The sequence below is a fragment of the Sphingomonas sp. GW822-FHT03G08 genome, assembly GCF_058801135.1.
Window position 1 is genome coordinate 1094182 of record NZ_JBXAMZ010000002.1, and the last position, 16339, is coordinate 1110520.

Consider the following 16339-nt stretch of genomic DNA (forward strand, 5'->3'; position numbering starts at 1 on the left):
ATCAGGGGAATCTCACTCATGGCTGTGGCTGTCACGCTCGCCATGCCGGCAATGGCCCAGGCCCACGGCGCCGAAGCATCGATGAGCGCACAGATGCGCTTTGACATCGGTGCGTCGGACCTGCGCAGCGCCATCTCGCAATTCTCGCAGGCGACCGGCCTGCAGGTCGTGGTCGCGCCGAACGCGGTCGCCGGCCGCCGCACCGGGGGCGTGCGCGGTGCGCTGACCGTTCGCGCTGCGCTCGACCAGCTGTTGCGCGGCACCAACCTGACCGCTTCGGTGCGTGGCGGCGTGGTCGTGCTCACCCCGTCGCGCGCAGCGCCGGCGCCGCGCCGCACCACCCGCGTTGCCGCCGCTGCCCCGGTTGCCCGCCCGCTGCCCCAGGCCGCCGCGCAGGAGCCCGAAGTTCAGGAAGAGTCGCAGATCGTCGTCTCGGGCTATCGTGAGAGTCTCAACGCCGCGCAGGACCTGAAGCGCAAGGCCGTCGGTGCCGAGGACGACATCGTCGCATCCGATATCGCTGCCTTTCCTGACCTGAACCTCGCCGAAGCGCTGCAGCGCGTGCCCGGCATCACCATCACCCGCGACAGCGGCGAAGGCCGCCAGATCGCGCTGCGCGGCCTGGGTGCGGACTTCACCCGCACCCAGCTCAACGGCATGGAAGTGATGGGCAACACTGCGTCGGGCATGGACAATCGCGGCGCGGTCAGCCGTTCGCGCTCGTTCGACTACAGCTTGTTCGCCTCGGAACTGTTCAACCGCGTCGCGGTGCAGAAGTCGTTCGCGGCCGAGCAGGACGAGGGCGGCATCGCCGGTACCGTCCAGCTCTACAGCGCCAAGCCGTTCGATTACGCCGGCTCCAAGTTCGTCGTCTCGGCCAAGGGCCAGACCAACACCAACACCAGCGGCATCACCCCGCGCCTGGTCGGCCTCGCCTCGGTCCGCTCGGGTGATTTCGGCGCGCTGGTCTCGGTTGCCTACAGCCAGATCAAGAACAACGAATATGGCTATCGCAACTGGGGCTGGGGCCTGACCAAGTACGGCGCCGCCAATATCGGCCCGGAAGTGGATGCCGCGACCCGCGCCAAGCTGCTCGCCGGCGTCTACCAGCCGACCGCCCAGTCGCCCTCGACCTGGTATAATGACCGCCGTCGCCTCGGAATCACCTCGTCGGTCCAGTATCATCCGGGCGACAATTTCAAGCTGGACGTCGATTTCCTGTACGGCCGCCTGTGGGACTATCGTGACGATTATGCGCTGGCGACCGCGGGCAGCAATCCGCTCACCGGCTCGAGCGTCACTGGCACCCAGGTGATCCGCAGCGCGGTGATCGACGACAGTAACACGCTGCGCGCCGCGAGCTTCACCGGCATCGATCTCCGCTCGGAGCATCACATCGTCAAGAACCACACCGATTTCTATCAGGGCGTGGCGAACCTCAGCTGGAAGCTCGGCGATCGCCTGACCATCCATGCGCTCGGCGGCTATGAGGAATCGGACTTCGCCCAGCCGGTGTTCGACAAGGTGTTCATGGAGGCCAAGCAGACTGCCTTCAGCTACGACACCCGCCCGCGCATCCCGGTCAACAGCTATGGCATCGACCTGACCAACCCCGATCTCTGGACCGTCCAGCGCCTGGACGTGCAGGAGAACAAGATCGTCAACCGCTACACCAACGCCAAGCTGGATGCGGCATATGAGCTGAACGACGCGCTCACCTTCAAGGCCGGTGGCGCCTACAAGCACTTCACCAACAGCGGCTACACCTGGGTGAACAAGGTGTTCCACAACGTGCCGGCGAACATCGTCGTGCCGAACAGCGTGAAGCAGCTCGTCGGGCCGGACACGCTGCTCCAGTACATCGTCGGCAATGTCGACGGCGTCTATGCCGCGGTCGGCGACAAGCGTGACCTGACCGCCGCCAATCTCCAGGCGGGCAGCGACTTCGATGTCGACGAGAAGAGCTATAACGGCTTCGCCCAGTTCGATCTCGATACCCATCTCGGCGACATGCGCCTGCGCGCCAATGCCGGCGTGCGCTACTACTCGACCGACCTGACCTCGTCCGGGCACCTTGCCACCGGCGCAGGCTTCGTGCCGGTCGTCATCGAGACCAACAGCAAGGGCTGGCTACCCTCGGCCAATGTCGCGCTCGACGTGACTCGCAACCTAGTGGTGCGCGTCAGTGCCAGCCGCAACGTCAATCGTCCGGGCCTGGGCGACCTGGCGGCGGCGGGATCGATCACCACGCGTCCGAACGGCGGCAGCCTCAGCCTCGGTAACCCGTTCCTCAAGCCCTACAAGGCAACTTCGGTCGAGGGCTCGATCGAATGGTATATGGACCGCTCGGGCTTCGCCTCGGTCGGCTTCTTCTACAAGAACATGGATAGCTTCATCTCGCCGTCGACGGTGACGATGCCCTATGGCCAGACCGGCCTGCCGCTGTCGCTGCTGATCCAGGGCCAGGATGCCAACACCCCCTATGACGTGAGCCAGCCGATCAACGGCCCGGGCGCGGACATCAAGGGTATCGAAGTCGCGTTCCAGCACGACTTCACCTTCCTGCCGGGCCCGCTCAAGCATCTCGGCGTGACGGCCAACGGCACCTGGTTCGACGGTCACCAGCAGGGCAAGGTCGGCAACACCTTCGTGCGCTTGCCGCTGTTCCAGCTCTCCAAATGGGCGGCGAACGCGACGCTCTATTATGAGGACAAGGACTTCGGCATCCGCGTGTCGGACGCCTATCGCAGCAAATACTACACCGGCCTCGGCACGGTCGGGAATGTCGGCGACTATATCGCCGCCACCCATAACATCGACTTCCAGGCCCATGTGAACCTGACCAAGGGCATCCGCCTGATCGCCGAGGGCATCAACCTCACCAACGAGCCGATCGAGCAGTTCGCCGGCGGGGAGATCGCGCGCCGCCTGGTCTACACCACTAGCGGGCGCACCTTCACCCTCGGCGTCAGCGCCGAGTTCTAAGCCGTTCCCCAAGCCTTCCGCCCCGGCGCAAGTCGGGGCGGATCTTTCTCGGCTCGTGTAAATCGCGTCAAAATGGTGACACCCGGTTTTCCATAACCAATGGTTATGTTGCAGCGCGGCTTTCCGACGTTGTGATATCGCCAGTTTCGGCAATCATGTGACTCGAACCACAGGTTGGGGTTTCCGATGATTGCCAGTCCCTATCTCCTGTACCTTGGCCACTCGCACGACGAAGTTGGCATCAAGACCTCGCGCGGCCTGGCGGTGTTCCGCCCGAACGACTGCGTGGGGGAATTCCGGTACGACGATTGCCCGCTGACGCTGGAACTGCCACGCATGGGCTTTGCCGAGGCGGTTGCCGCCGGAGCGAAGACCCTGGTGCTCGGCATCGCCAATGCCGGCGGCCGGATGGGCGCCGATCTGGTGGCCGATGCGATCGCCGCGATCGAGGCGGGGCTCGACGTCGCCTCGGGCCTTCATCACAGGCTGCGCGACGAACCTTCGATCGTCGCGGCAGCGGCGAAGCATGGCCGCAAGCTCCACGATGTCCGCGATCCCAAGCCCGGCATTCCAGTCGGCAACGGCAAGAAGCGCGCAGGCAAGCGGCTGCTCACCGTTGGCACCGATTGCTCGGTCGGCAAGATGTACGCCACGCTCTGCCTTGAGCAGGGCATGCGCGCCCGCGGCATGACCGCCGATTTCCGTGCCACCGGCCAGACCGGCATTCTCATCGCCGGCAGCGGCGTGCCGCTCGACGCGGTGATCGCGGACTTCATCTCAGGCGCGATCGAAGAGATTTCCCCGGCGCGCGACGATGACGGCTGGGACCTGATCGAGGGGCAGGGCTCACTCTTCCACCCGAGCTTCGCCGGGGTCTCGACCGGGTTGCTCCACGGCGCCCAGCCCGCGGCCCTCGTGCTCTGCCACGATCCGGTGCGCCCGCACATGCGCGGCCTGCCGCACTATCCGGTGCCGGGTCTCAAGGAGACGCTGGAGGCCAATCTCGCGGTCGCCCGGCTCACCAGCCCCGATGTCCAGGCAGTCGGCGTCGCGCTCAACACGTCCAAGCTCTCCCGCGCCGAAGCCGGGCGGCTCTGCGCCGAGACGGCCGATGCGCTCGGCCTGCCCTGTACCGACCCCTTCGCCATGGGTGTGGATCCCATCATCGACAGGATCAATGCATGCTTCGAACCCTCGCCGCGCGTAGCGACGCTTTCGCTCTAGCCACCCCGTTCCGCATCTCGCGGGGGGTGAAGACGGTCGCCGATGTGGTGACCGTCTCGGTATCGGCCGAGGGTGTTACCGGGCGCGGGGAGGGGGTTCCCTATCCGCGCTACGGGGAGTCGATCGAAGGCGCGCTGGCGGAGATCGAGGCCGTGCGCGGCGCGATCGAGGCGGGCATTTCGCGCGAGGAGCTGCTGGTCGCGATGCCGGCCGGTGCCGCGCGCAACGCCGTCGATTGCGCCCTCTGGGACCTTGAGGCCAAGCTCGCCGGGCGCAGCGTCACCGAACTGCTCGGCCTGCCGCCGCTTGGCCCCACGCCCACCGCGATGACCGTCAGCCTCGACACGCCCGATGCCATGGCGGTCGCCGCACAGGCGCTGGCGGCGGTGCCGCTCATCAAGATCAAGGTCGATCGCAGCGACCCCGAGGCGCAGATCCGCCGGGTGCGCGAGATGGCGCCGGCGCCGCGCGTGATCGTCGATCCCAATGAAAGCTGGACGATTGCCGAGATCGAGCGCCTGCAGCCGATGCTGGTCGATCTGCGCATCGATCTGCTCGAACAGCCTTTGCCGGCGGGCGAGGACGATGCGCTCGAAGGCTTCAACCCGCTGATCCCGATCGCTGCCGACGAGTCCGCGCACATCGCCGACGATGCCGCCGCGCTCGCCAGCAAATATCAGGTCATCAACATCAAGCTCGACAAGACCGGCGGCCTCACCGGCGCGCTGGCGCTTGCGGACGCGGCGGCAGCGGCGGGGCTGGGTGTGATGACCGGCAGCATGATCTCGACCTCGCTGTCGATCGCGCCGGCATTGGTGATCGCCGCGCGCTCGAGCTTCGTCGATCTCGATGGACCGTTATGGCTGGCGGAAGACCGGCCGGGCGGGGTGCTTGGCGAACGCGGCGTGCTCTCGCCGCCCTCGCCGGGCTTCTGGGGAGCGCCATAACCGAAAGCCATAACCAAACAGGGAGTCGCGGCACATGGTTCGGGGACATAGACTGAAGATTGGAATGGCGGCGGGCATCACGCTGGTCGCCGCCGCCGGCGTCGCTCTCGCGCAGGGAGGTAGCCCGGAACCCGCCGCCGACCTGATCCTGCGCGGCGGCACCGTCTATCCGGGCAATGCCGCGCCGTTCAAAGGCGATGTCGCGATCCGCGGCGATCGCATCGTCTATGTCGGGCCCAAGGCACCGGGCACGGCGACGAAGATCATCGACGCCACCGGCATGATCGTTGCCCCCGGCTTCATCGACACGCATACCCATGTGAATGGCGCGCTCGCCTCGGGCGATCCCGCCGCGCGGCTCGTGATGCCGTTCCTCACCCAGGGCGTGACCACCGCGTTCATCGGCGTGGACGGCGGCGGCGATCCCGATGTCGCCCGCACCTTCGGGCGCGACAGCGGCGCAAAGGGCGGCGAGGGCGAAGCGGCGCTCGGCCAGTCGAGTCGCGATTATGGCATCAACTTCGCCACCTATGTCGGGCTGGGCGCCGTCCGGCTGAAGGTGATCGGCCCGGACGATCGCGCGCCGACGCCGGAAGAACTGGCGAAGATGCAGGGCCTCGTCTCCAGCGCGATGTGCCAAGGCGCGCTCGGCCTCTCCACCGGCCTGTTCTATGCGCCGCAGAGCTTCGCCAAGTTGGACGAAGTCGTGGCGCTGGCCAAGGCGGCGGCGGAGAAGGGTGGCATCTATGACAGCCATCTGCGCGACGAATCCTCCTACACGATCGGCCTGAAGGGCGCGGTTGCCGAGGCGATCGAGATCGGCCGTGAGGCCGGCATCCCGGTCCATATCGCGCACATCAAGGCGCTCGGCGTCGATGTGCAGGGCCAGGCCAAGGCGATCATCGACCAGATCGAGGCGGCGCAGAAGGCCGGGCAGATCGTTCATGCCGACCAATATCCCTGGTCCGCATCGGGCACCGGGCTCTCGGCGGCGCTCATCCCGCGCTGGGCGCAGAATGGTGGTCGGCGGGCGTTGCTGGAGCGATTCGAAAACCCCTCCGTGATGGCGAAGATGCGGCCCGAAATCGCCGATAACCTGCGCCGCCGCGGCGGCCCCGCATCGCTGCTCATCACTTCCGGCCCCGCAGACGCCGAAGGCAAGACGCTCGAGCAGATCGCCAAGGCCAAGGGCATCGACCCGATCGACGCGGCCATCGCGATCCTCAAGCAGCGCGAAGCCGGCGTCGCCTCGTTCAACCAGAGCGAGGCGGACATCGCCGCCTTCATGAACCGGCCCTGGGTCGTCACCAGCTCGGACGCGTCGCAGGGACACCCGCGCTACTACGCCTCGTTCGCCCGCAAATATGCGAATTACGTCCGCGACAAACAAGTGATCGACCTGCGCGCGTTCATCGACCGCAGCACCGCCGTCACCGCCGACATGTTCGCCCTCGACGGACGCGGACACCTGAAAGCCGGCGCCTTTGCCGACGTGATCATGTTCGATCCCGCCCGCTTCGCGCCGCGCGCCGACTATATCCATCCCGCGCTGTTCTCCACCGGCATGCGCACGGTGGTCGTCAACGGCGTGATCGCAATCGAGAATGGCGAACCGACCGGCGCTGCCGGCGGCCGCCCGCTACCCCGCCAGCCGAAACCGGGGAGCTGTCGATAGGAGGCCAATAAGGACCGCAGGACGGAGCCGATGCGGTGCAGCCGGGGCAACCGGCGCACGGGAGGCATCAACGCTCCACCATATTGATCAAGGGGAAGAAACATGACCAGGTCACTGAGAGCCGTTTCGCTGCCCGCGCTGGCAGTCGCGCTGCTGTGGAACGCCGCGGCGTTCGCGCAGGACACCCAGACCCCGCCGGCACCGGCGCCCGAACCCGAAGCCCAATCGGCGGAGATCACCGTCACCGGCACGCGCATCCAGCGCGACGGCTACCAGGCCCCGACGCCGCTCACCGTGATCAATGCGGGCGACATCGAAGCGACCGCCCCGGCCAACGTCGCCGATTTCGTCAACGAGATCCCCTCGCTGGTCGGCAGCGTCACCCCGGCCAACTCGAACCTCAACATCTCGGCCGGCACGGCGGGCGTCAACGCGCTCAACCTGCGCTCGCTCGGCACCGCGCGCACGCTGGTGCTGCTCGACGGCCAGCGCTCGGTCGGCTCGACCGTCACCGGGCTGGTCGACGTCAACACCTTCCCGCAAGGCCTGATCAAGAGCGTCGAGATCGTCACCGGCGGCGCCTCCGCCGCCTATGGCTCGGACGCGGTCTCGGGCGTGGTCAACTTCATCCTCGACAAGGAATATTCGGGCCTGAAGGGCTCGGTCGAATACGGCATCTCGACCTATGGCGACGCGCCCAACTACCGCGCGACGCTGACCGCCGGCACCGGCTTCGCCGGCGGGCGCGGCCATATCCTGCTCAACGGCGAGATCGCGGTGAAGGAAGGCCTGCACGGCGTCCCGCGCGACTGGAACAACAAGGGTTGGTACATGATCAACAACCCCGCCTATGTGGCGGGGAACGGCCAGCCCGAGCGCCTGGTCGTGTCAGGCGCCGGCCTGAGCCAGGCGACGCGCGGCGGCGTCATCCTGAACACCGCGCTGCGCGGCACCCAGTTCGGGCTGGGCGGCGCGGTCAGCCAGTATAATTTCGGCACCAACCGCGATCCCTGGCAGATCGGCGGCGACTGGCAGGCGACCCAGGTCAACGGCTTCCAGTCGCTCGATCCGGAGGAGAACCGCAAGAGCCTGTTCGGCCGGGTCAGCTTCGAGGTCGCCGACTGGCTCAACGTCTTCGGCCAGGCATCCTATGCCAAGTCGGAGAATCTCGGCTGGCTGGGCGTGCAGCTCAACCAGAACAACGTGACGATCCGCTCGGACAATGCCTATATCCCGGCCTCGGTCCGCAGCCAGCTCGGCGCGATCACCAGCTTCACGCTGGGCACCAGCAACGCCGACCTGCCGATCCGCAAGAACGACACCGAGCGCGAGCTGCAGCGCTATGTGATCGGCGCGAACGGCAGCTTCCCCCTGTTCGCCGGCACCGCGCGCTGGGACGTCTATTACCAGAAGGGCATCAGCCGCACGCGCGAGATGGCGCGCGACATCACCAACAATGCCCGGCTCGCGCTGGCGCAGGATGCGGTGTTCGCCCCCGCCGGCAACGCGATCGGCGTGCCCGCCGGCACGATCGTCTGCCGCTCGACGCTGACCGCGCCGACCAATGGCTGCGTGCCGCTCAACCGCCTGGGCATCGGCGTCGCCAGCCCCGAGGCGCTCGCCTATGTGCTGGGCAATCCCTATCGCAAGCAGAAGTTCGAGCAGGACGTGGTCGCCGCCAACCTGGCGTTCGATGCGTTCAACCTGCCGGCCGGCGCGGTCTCGGTCTCGATCGGCGGCGAGCATCGCCGCGAGAAGGTCAGCGGTTCGGTGCCCACCGAATTCCAGACCGGCTGGTTCGTCGGCAACTTCCTGCCCAGCTTCGGCAGCTACAGCGTGACCGAAGGCTATGTCGAGCTGGTGGTGCCGGTGATCAAGGGGCTCGACCTGAACGGCGCGGTGCGCGGCACCGACTATTCGACCTCGGGCTATGTCACCACCTGGAAGGCGGGCGTCACCTTCGAGCCGATCCCCGACATCCGCTTCCGCGCCAGCCGCTCGCGCGACATCCGCGCGCCTAATCTGGGCGAGCTGTTCACCGCCGGATCGACCCGCATCAACGTGCTGATCGATTCCTCGCAGAACAATGCATCGGTCACCTTCGCGGGCACCACCCGCGGCAACCCGCTGCTCCAGCCGGAAAAGGCCGACCAGTGGGGTGTCGGCGTGGTGCTGCAGCCGACCTTCGTGCCCGGCTTCGCGATGTCGGTCGATTACTACAACATCAAGATCAACGGCGCGATCGGATCGGTTGCCGCCCAGACGATCGTCGATCGCTGCAACGAAGGCATCCAGGCCTTCTGCACCGCCGTGGTGCGCGGGCCGAACTCGTTCGGCAACAGCCTGCAGGTGTATGAGAGCCCGTTCAACTTCGCGGTGCAGAAGGCGCAGGGCATCGACTTCGAAGCTTCGTACCGCACCCGGATCGGCGCCGGCAACTTCACGCTGCGCGGCATGGCGACGCGCTACATCAAGAACTATTTCGACAACGGCATCGACGCGCCGACCGACACGGTGGGCCAGAACGCCCCGGGCGGCACCCCGAAATGGCTCTATCGTGCCCAGGCCAGCTATGACGTCGATGATTTCAACCTCACGCTGATCGGGCGCGGGGTGAGCGACGGCGTGTACGACAACAGCTTCGTCGAATGCACCAGCGGCTGTCCGGCCTCGACGGTGACCAACCGCACGATCAACGACAACCGGATCAAGGGCGCCTTCTACATCGATGCCTCGCTGACCCAGGGCTTCAAGATGGGCGGCAAGGAAGTGCAGCTGTTCTTCAACGTCTCCAACCTGCTCGACAAGGATCCGCCGGTGGTGGCGCCGGGACCGGCCGGCAGCGCCTATGCGACGCCGGCGACCAACCAGTCGATCTACGACCTGCTCGGGCGGACCTTCCGCATCGGCGCCCGGTTCAAGATGTGAGAGGGAGGCGCAGCATGACATTCGGCACGCGCCGAGCACCCAGCTGTTCCCCGGCGGAGGCCGGGGAACAGTTGCAACGTAGTTCGGGAGGTTTGCCCCTCCTCGCCGGGTTCGCCGAAACTGGACCCCGGCCTTCGCCGGGGAACCGGAACTCTGGATATCGGTGGGGCCTGACCGCCCTCGCGCTCCTCGCCAGCACTTCCCCGGCGCTTGCGCAGGACTATGACGTGCTGATCCGGGGCGGCACCGTCTATGACGGCAGCGGCGCGCCGGGCCGGAACGCCGATGTCGCGATCCAGGGCGATCGCATCGTCGCGGTGGGAGCGATCCCCGCTTCGGCGACCGCGAAGACCACCGTCGATGCCCGGGGCAAGATCGTAGCCCCGGGGTTTATCGATCCGCATTCGCACGCGGCGCCCAATATCCAGACGCCCGAGCTCGCGCCGGCATTGCCGATGCTCTACCAGGGCATCACCACCTTGTTCGCCAATCCGGACGGCGGCGGCCCGGCCGACCTGGCGCCGCAGATCAGGGACCTTCGCACCAACACCCCCGGCGTCAATGTCGCGCTGATGATCGGGCACAATGCCGTGCGCGCCGCGGTGATGGGCAATGTCGATCGCCACGCCACGCCCGAAGAACAGGCGAAGATGGAGGGGCTGGTCACCGCCGCGATGAAGCTCGGTGCGTACGGCTTGTCCGACGGGCCCTTCTATATCCCGGCCAAATATTCGAACACCGCCGAGATCGTCGGGCTGGCAAAGGCCGCCAGCGCCTTCCCGCACGCCTTTTACGAAAGCCATATCCGCGACGAGGGCAATTACGATATCGGCGTGGTCGCGGCGGTCGAGGAAGTCATCACCGTTGCGCGCGAGGCGAAGATCCCCGGCGTCGTCACCCATATCAAGGTGCTCGGCCCCCAGGTCTGGGGCAAGTCGGCCGAGGTGATCGCCCATATCGACAAGGCGCGTGCGGCCGGCGTCCAGGTCTGGGCCGATCAATATCCCTATACCGCCTCGGGCTCGAGCCTGATGGCCTCGCTCGTCCCCGGCTGGGCGCAGGAGGGTGGGGCGGATGCGCTGGCCAAAAGGCTGGAGGATCCGGCGATGCGCGCGAAAATCCGCGCCGAGATGGTGCCCAATCTGGAGCGCCGCGCCGGGCCGCACGCGATCCAGATCCGTGCCTACAAGGCCGATCCCTCGCTCGACGGCAAGCGGCTCGACGAAGTCGGTGCGATCATGAAGCTCGAGCCGCTCGATGCCGCGATCGAGATGCTCAAGAAGGGCGGGGCGCCCACCGTGTCGTTCAACATGAGCGACAAGGATGTCGAGGCGTTCATGCGGCAAGGCTGGACGATGACCTCCACCGATGGCGGGCTGCCGCCCTTCGGCAAGACCGCAGAGCATCCGCGTGCGTACGGCGCCTTCCCCCGCAAGCTGCGCAACTATGTGCTCGACAAGCCGGTGATCCCGATGGCCCAGGCCATCCACGCCGCCACCGGGCTGCCGGCCCAGGTGTTCGACGTGGTCGATCGCGGGGCGCTGCGGAAGGGCGCGTTCGCCGACGTGATCGTCTTCGATCCGAAGACGGTGCGCGACACCGCCACCTATGAGAAGCCGCACGCCTATGCCCAGGGCATGGACTATGTCTTCGTCAACGGCCGGGCGGCGCTGGTGAATGGCAAGCCGGTGGCGGCGCGGTTCGGGCGGATTTTGCTGCGGGGGGAATAGGCAGCTGGATTCCGCTTTACTCCCCTCCCTGTAAGGGAGGGGTCGGGGGTGGGTTGCGACCCCGGCGAAGGCCGGGGGAGCTCAGCCAGCCGGCGGAGACAAAGAAAAGGCCGGGCATCGAGCCCGACCTTTTCTAACCCACCCCTAGCCCCTCCCTTGCAGGGAGGGGAATTTTGTCGCCTCCTACCGCCAGCCGCTTGCCTTCGCCTTCGCCTCGGCGCCGGCGTCGAGCGGGTCGCCCGCCATCATCTCCTGCGCGGCCGCCATCAGTGCGGGATCGGTGCTGCCGGCCTGGGCATAGTCGGTCTTCGCGGCGCTCGCCCCCGCCCTGGTCTGGCGCAGCGCCCAGCCCCGGGTATCGCGGCAGGCGATGCCGTCGGCGGTGGCCGAGGTGAAGACGCGGCAATAGCTGCCCTTGGCGTCGCGGAAGCTTACAGGGACCTGGACCGCGCCGGTATTGGAGGCGAGCTGCTGGTCGAGCGCACCGGCAAGCGTACCGGCGGCGTAGAGCTGGTCGCCGTGCGTCTGCACCACGCCCGGGTCCTGCAGACCGTGGCCGATGAAGAGGCCGAGCACCAGCGATGCCGCGATCGCGCCGCCCCAGCGCGTCCAGCCGGGGATGCGGCGGGCGGGCTTGCGGATCGGCAGCGCGACGACATTGCTATTGCTGCGCAATAGCGCAGCGAGCCGGTCGGGCACGGGCTCCTCCGCCACCGGGGCGAAATGGCCGCTGAGCCGGGCGCGCAGGGCCCGGTGGCGGGCGACTTCCTCGCCCAGCGCCGGGTCGGCGGCGATGGCGCGCTCGACGCGCCTGGCCTCGAGCGGGCTCAGCTCGCCATCGGCATAGGCCATCAGCATTTCGGGATCGATGCTCATGCCGCTTCTCCCAGCTGCGCCATCAATGCCTGTCGCCCGCGGACCAGCCGCGAGGTGAGCGTGCCCATCGGGATGTCGAGCACTTCGGCGGCCTCCTTATAGGCCAGCCCCTCGATCAGCACGAGCGCGACGGCCTCGCGCTGCTCGTCGGGCAGGGTGTGGAGCGCGGCGTCGATCTCGCTGAGCGCGACGCGCGCCTCGGCGCCGCCGTCCGCGCCGATACCGAGCCCGGCATCGGGGTCGACAAAGGTCTGCGCGGCGCGGGCGCGGCTGCGGGTGGTGTCGATCCAGCTGTTGCGCATGATCTGGTACATCCAACTGTCCATCCGTGTGCCGGGCTGCCACGATGCGCGCCCGACCAGCGCCTTCTCGAGCGCGACCTGGCACAGATCGTCGGCATCGGCGGCGTCGCGGGCGAGCGCGCGGGCGAACCGCCGCAGACGCGGCAGCAATGCCAGCAGGTCGTCCTCGAAAGCCGCCAATCCCGGTTCCTCTTGTCCGTGGATGAAACGGACGGGGTGCCGCGTTTAATCCACATGATCTTCATTTTGTGCAAGAAGGGCGCGATGCGCGGCAGATGGCTCTGGATCGGGTGGATGGCGCTGGCGGTGCCGGCGCATGCCCAGCTGGCGCCGGGGCTGCCCGCGCTGCCGCTGCCGGCGGGGCAGGTGCTCGACCGGGTCGGGCAGGAGGTGCAGGGCGTGACCGGCGGGGTCGCGCAGCGGCTCGAGGATGTCCGGCGGACGGCGGCGGCGAAGCTGGTGCGCGACAATCCCGATCGCATCGCGCTCGATCCCCAGGGCTTTCCCGCGCGTGCGGGGGAAGTGGTGGTCGACGAGCCCGATGACGCGCTGATCGCGAAGGCAGTGGCCAAGGGCTATGCCGTGATCGCGCGCGAGGACGTGCTGGGCGTCGGCTATGCGCGCCTCTCGGTCCCGCGCGGTCGCTCGCTGGGCCAGGCGATCCGCGAGATCCGCAAGCTCGGCGGCAAGGAGGTGAGCGCCGACCAGCTCCATGCGCCGAGCGGGGCGCTGCCGGGTCCCGCCGCGCCGGTCGCGGCGGGGGGCGGGACGGTGGTCGGGGTGATCGACGGCGGCGCGGCGGGAGCGGCGCTGTCCTCGGGCTTCGCGACCGGGGCGCCGCGGGCGAACGACCATGGCACCGCCGTAGCCTCGCTGATCGCCGGTGCGGGAACGGTGCGCGGCGGACTGCCGGGCGCGCGGATCGCCTCGGCCGATGTCTATGGCAGCGATCCGGCCGGCGGCAACGCCACCGCGATCGCCCGGGCGGTCGGCTGGATGGTGCAGAACCGGGTGAGCGTGGTGACGATCAGCCTGGTCGGTCCGGCCAACCCGCTGCTCGGCAAGGTGATCGCGGCGGCGCAGGCGCGCGGCACGGTGATCGTCGCGGCGGTGGGCAACAACGGACCCGCCGCGCCGCCGGCCTATCCCGCCTCCTATCCCGGCGTGATCGCGGTCACCGGCATCGACGGCAAGGGGCGCGCGCTGATCGAGGCGGGGCGGGCGAGCCATCTCGACTATGCCGCCCCCGGCGCCGACATGCTGGCGATCGGGGCAAACGGCCGCACCATGCGGGTGCGCGGCACGTCGTTCGCCGCGCCCTTCGTCGCCGCGACGATCGCGCGCGTCTACGCAACGCCGGACCCGGGCGGACTGCGCGCCGCGATCGGCAAGGTGGACGCACAGGCACGCGACGCCGGATCGCGCGGGCCGGACAAGCTTTATGGCCGCGGTGTGCTGTGCGAGGCGTGCCGAACGCCCGCACAATGAATTGATTTTGCGCCGAAAAAGCAGAAATTCCGAAAAATATTCGCGCTCTCGGGATTAAACCCGAACCGGCCACCGTTCTCCCGATGTCAGTGAATTTTTGGGAGAACGGACATGATCAAGCTTCTCGGCACCAGCGCCTTCCTCGCCATCGCACTCGCGGCGGCTCCGGCTTCGGCGCAGATCCTCGGCGGCGGTGGCGGCCTGGGCGGTGGTCTTGGCGGCGGCCTGGGTGGCGGCGGCCTCGGCGGCAATATCGGCGGCTCGGGCATGGGCACGCTCGGCAGCACGATCGACGCCCCGACGCGTCGCCTGCCCAGCACCAGCGACACCACGAGCAGCCTGCGCGGCTCGTCGCACACCGAAAAGAACGTCAATACCCGCAAGGGCCGCGTGACGGCTTCGAACGACAGCTCGCTCGACTCCACGGTCGCGAACAGCACCCGGGTCGGCGATCGCACGATCGGCGGCAGCGGCTCGGCCTCGGGCAATGCCGGTGGCAGCGCCGACGCGCAGCTGGTCGGTAGCGATGCGGTGCGCGGCACGGCAAGCAATGCCGTGGGCCGCACCCGCGACACGGTGTCCAATGTCCGTGACCGTGCCGGCACCACGACCGACCGCGTCCGCGATACCACGGGCAATGCGGTGAGCCGCACCCGCGAGACGGCCGGCAACGCCGTCTCGCGTGCCCGCAATGCCGTGCCCAGCACGGATGGTGTCTCGGCAGCCGCTTCGGGTGCCGCCAATGGCGCGGCTTCGTTCGGAGGCAACACCCTGGCCCTCGCCGGTTCGGCGGCGGCCAATGGCGACGGCGCCTTCCCGGTCTCGGTCGGCATGCCGGTCACCGATGCCAAGGGCAAGCTGATCGGCACCGTCCAGTCGGTGCGCACCGCCGGGCGCGGCAAGGTCGAGCAGGTGCTGGTCAAGGTGAAGGACAAGACCGCCACGCTGCCCGCCGCCAATTTCACCGGTTCGGGCAACGCCCTGGTCTCGGCGATGGGCAAGGGTGAAGTGCAGAAGTCGGCAGACTGACGGGCGGCGGCAGCCCGCCTGGACAGCAGGACTGCTCCGCCCGCGGCGCGTCTGGCCTCCAAGCCAGGCGCGCCGCATCTGCATGTGGATCAAGCCAAGTCTTGCATCGATCCATCGCGGCTTTGGTTTGGACGCGAAGGGGATCACCCAATAGCTAACGATCGAACCCGACCCCCGTCGATGCGACGGGCGGCGATTAGGAGAAGATCGTGACGACCTGGAGCCCGGTTGAAATGGCGCGCAGCCTTGGCGGCGGCCTGTTGTCCTTTCCGGTCACGCATTTCGATGCCGACGGCGCCTTCGTCGAGGATGCGTATCGCGCGCATTGCGCCTGGATGCTCGAGCATGAGCTTACCGGCCTGTTCGCCGCCGGCGGTACCGGCGAGTTCTTCTCGCTGACCCCGGCCGAAGTCATCACCGTCGTGGCGGCTGCCGTGGCCGAGGCCAATGGCAAGCTGCCGGTGATCTCGGGCTGCGGCTATGGCACCGCCATCGCCACGGAGATCGCGCAGGGCGCCGAAAGGGCCGGCGCCGACGGCCTGCTGCTGCTGCCGCCCTACCTGGTCGGCTCGAGCCAGGAAGGCCTGGCCGCGCATATCGAGAAGGTGTGCCGCTCCACCGGGCTCGGCGTGATCGTCTACAACCGCGACAATGCGGTGGTGAACGACGAGACGCTGGCCCGCCTGTGCGAGCGCAATCCCAACCTGGTCGGCTTCAAGGACGGCGTGGGCGACATCGAGCTGATGACCCGCATCTTCGCGCGGATGGGCGACCGGCTCACCTATATCGGCGGGCTGCCTACGGCCGAGACCTTCGCCACGCCGTACCTCACCATGGGCGTCACCACCTATTCCTCGGCGATCTTCAACTTCATGCCGGAATGGGCGCTCGACTTCTATCGCGCCGTCCGCGCCGGCAACCAGGCCGAGGTGATGGCCCAGCTCAAGGCGTTCGTGCTGCCCTATATCGCGCTGCGTAACCGTGGACGCGGCTATGCGGTGTCGATCGTCAAGGCGGGCATGCGCGTCGTCGGGCGCGATGCGGGCCCGGTGCGCACCCCGCTGACCGACCTCACCGCCGCCGAGCATGACGAGCTGCGCGCGCTGGTCGAGGGTGTCTCCGCCAAGTCGGTCGCGCACGCCGCGTGACAGGCGC

At 68.0% G+C, this 16339-nt stretch carries 11 protein-coding genes; 9 read left to right on the top strand and 2 right to left on the bottom strand.

What is annotated here, in order from left to right:
* The first annotated feature begins 18 nt into the window (after positions 1-18).
* From AC1RJ5_RS22240 to AC1RJ5_RS22265, 6 genes are all read left to right on the top strand, one after another.
* A complete protein-coding gene (locus AC1RJ5_RS22240; protein WP_493115770.1) occupies positions 19-2985 on the top strand; it encodes a TonB-dependent receptor in 2967 nt (988 codons plus the stop codon).
* A gap of 186 nt (positions 2986-3171) precedes the next feature.
* Entirely contained in the window at positions 3172-4209 is a 1038-nt protein-coding gene (gene dgcN, locus AC1RJ5_RS22245) for an N-acetyltransferase DgcN (RefSeq protein WP_493115772.1), read from the top strand.
* The gene (dgcA, locus tag AC1RJ5_RS22250) at positions 4167-5156 is read left to right on the top strand and encodes an N-acetyl-D-Glu racemase DgcA (protein ID WP_342250319.1); all 990 of its coding nucleotides are present in this window, start codon (positions 4167-4169) and stop codon (positions 5154-5156) included. The genes dgcN and dgcA overlap by 43 nt, the downstream gene beginning before the upstream one ends.
* Before the next feature lie 64 nt (positions 5157-5220).
* The gene (locus AC1RJ5_RS22255) at positions 5221-6831 is read left to right on the top strand and encodes an N-acyl-D-amino-acid deacylase family protein (protein ID WP_493115775.1); all 1611 of its coding nucleotides are present in this window, start codon (positions 5221-5223) and stop codon (positions 6829-6831) included.
* A 102-nt stretch (positions 6832-6933) separates the two neighbouring features.
* Entirely contained in the window at positions 6934-9759 is a 2826-nt protein-coding gene (locus AC1RJ5_RS22260; RefSeq protein WP_493115777.1) for a TonB-dependent receptor domain-containing protein, read from the top strand.
* A 227-nt stretch (positions 9760-9986) separates the two neighbouring features.
* Positions 9987-11489 (top strand): N-acyl-D-amino-acid deacylase family protein, encoded by a 1503-nt coding sequence (locus AC1RJ5_RS22265; RefSeq protein WP_493115779.1) that lies wholly within the window; start codon positions 9987-9989, stop codon positions 11487-11489.
* Between the two features lie 183 nt (positions 11490-11672).
* Here AC1RJ5_RS22265 and AC1RJ5_RS22270 read toward each other — a convergent pair whose 3' ends face one another.
* Together AC1RJ5_RS22270 and AC1RJ5_RS22275 are read right to left on the bottom strand one after the other, a co-directional pair.
* Positions 11673-12365 carry an anti-sigma factor family protein gene (locus AC1RJ5_RS22270; RefSeq protein ID WP_269575671.1) on the bottom strand — a complete coding sequence of 231 codons (693 nt, stop codon included), beginning with the start codon at positions 12363-12365 and terminating at the stop codon, positions 11673-11675.
* Complete coding sequence (locus tag AC1RJ5_RS22275) at positions 12362-12847, bottom strand: sigma-70 family RNA polymerase sigma factor (RefSeq protein ID WP_493115781.1); 486 nt, start codon at positions 12845-12847, stop codon at positions 12362-12364. Before AC1RJ5_RS22275 ends, AC1RJ5_RS22270 begins: the two co-directional genes overlap by 4 nt.
* 54 nt (positions 12848-12901) lie before the next feature.
* Here AC1RJ5_RS22275 and AC1RJ5_RS22280 point away from each other — a divergent pair, with 54 nt between their 5' ends.
* From AC1RJ5_RS22280 to kdgD, 3 genes are all read left to right on the top strand, one after another.
* A complete protein-coding gene (locus AC1RJ5_RS22280) occupies positions 12902-14155 on the top strand; it encodes a S8 family serine peptidase (protein ID WP_493115783.1) in 1254 nt (417 codons plus the stop codon).
* Between the two features lie 111 nt (positions 14156-14266).
* Entirely contained in the window at positions 14267-15184 is a 918-nt protein-coding gene (locus AC1RJ5_RS22285; RefSeq protein ID WP_493115785.1) for a hypothetical protein, read from the top strand.
* Between the two features lie 209 nt (positions 15185-15393).
* Entirely contained in the window at positions 15394-16332 is a 939-nt protein-coding gene (kdgD, locus tag AC1RJ5_RS22290) for a 5-dehydro-4-deoxyglucarate dehydratase (protein WP_493115787.1), read from the top strand.
* Positions 16333-16339 lie beyond the last annotated feature (7 nt).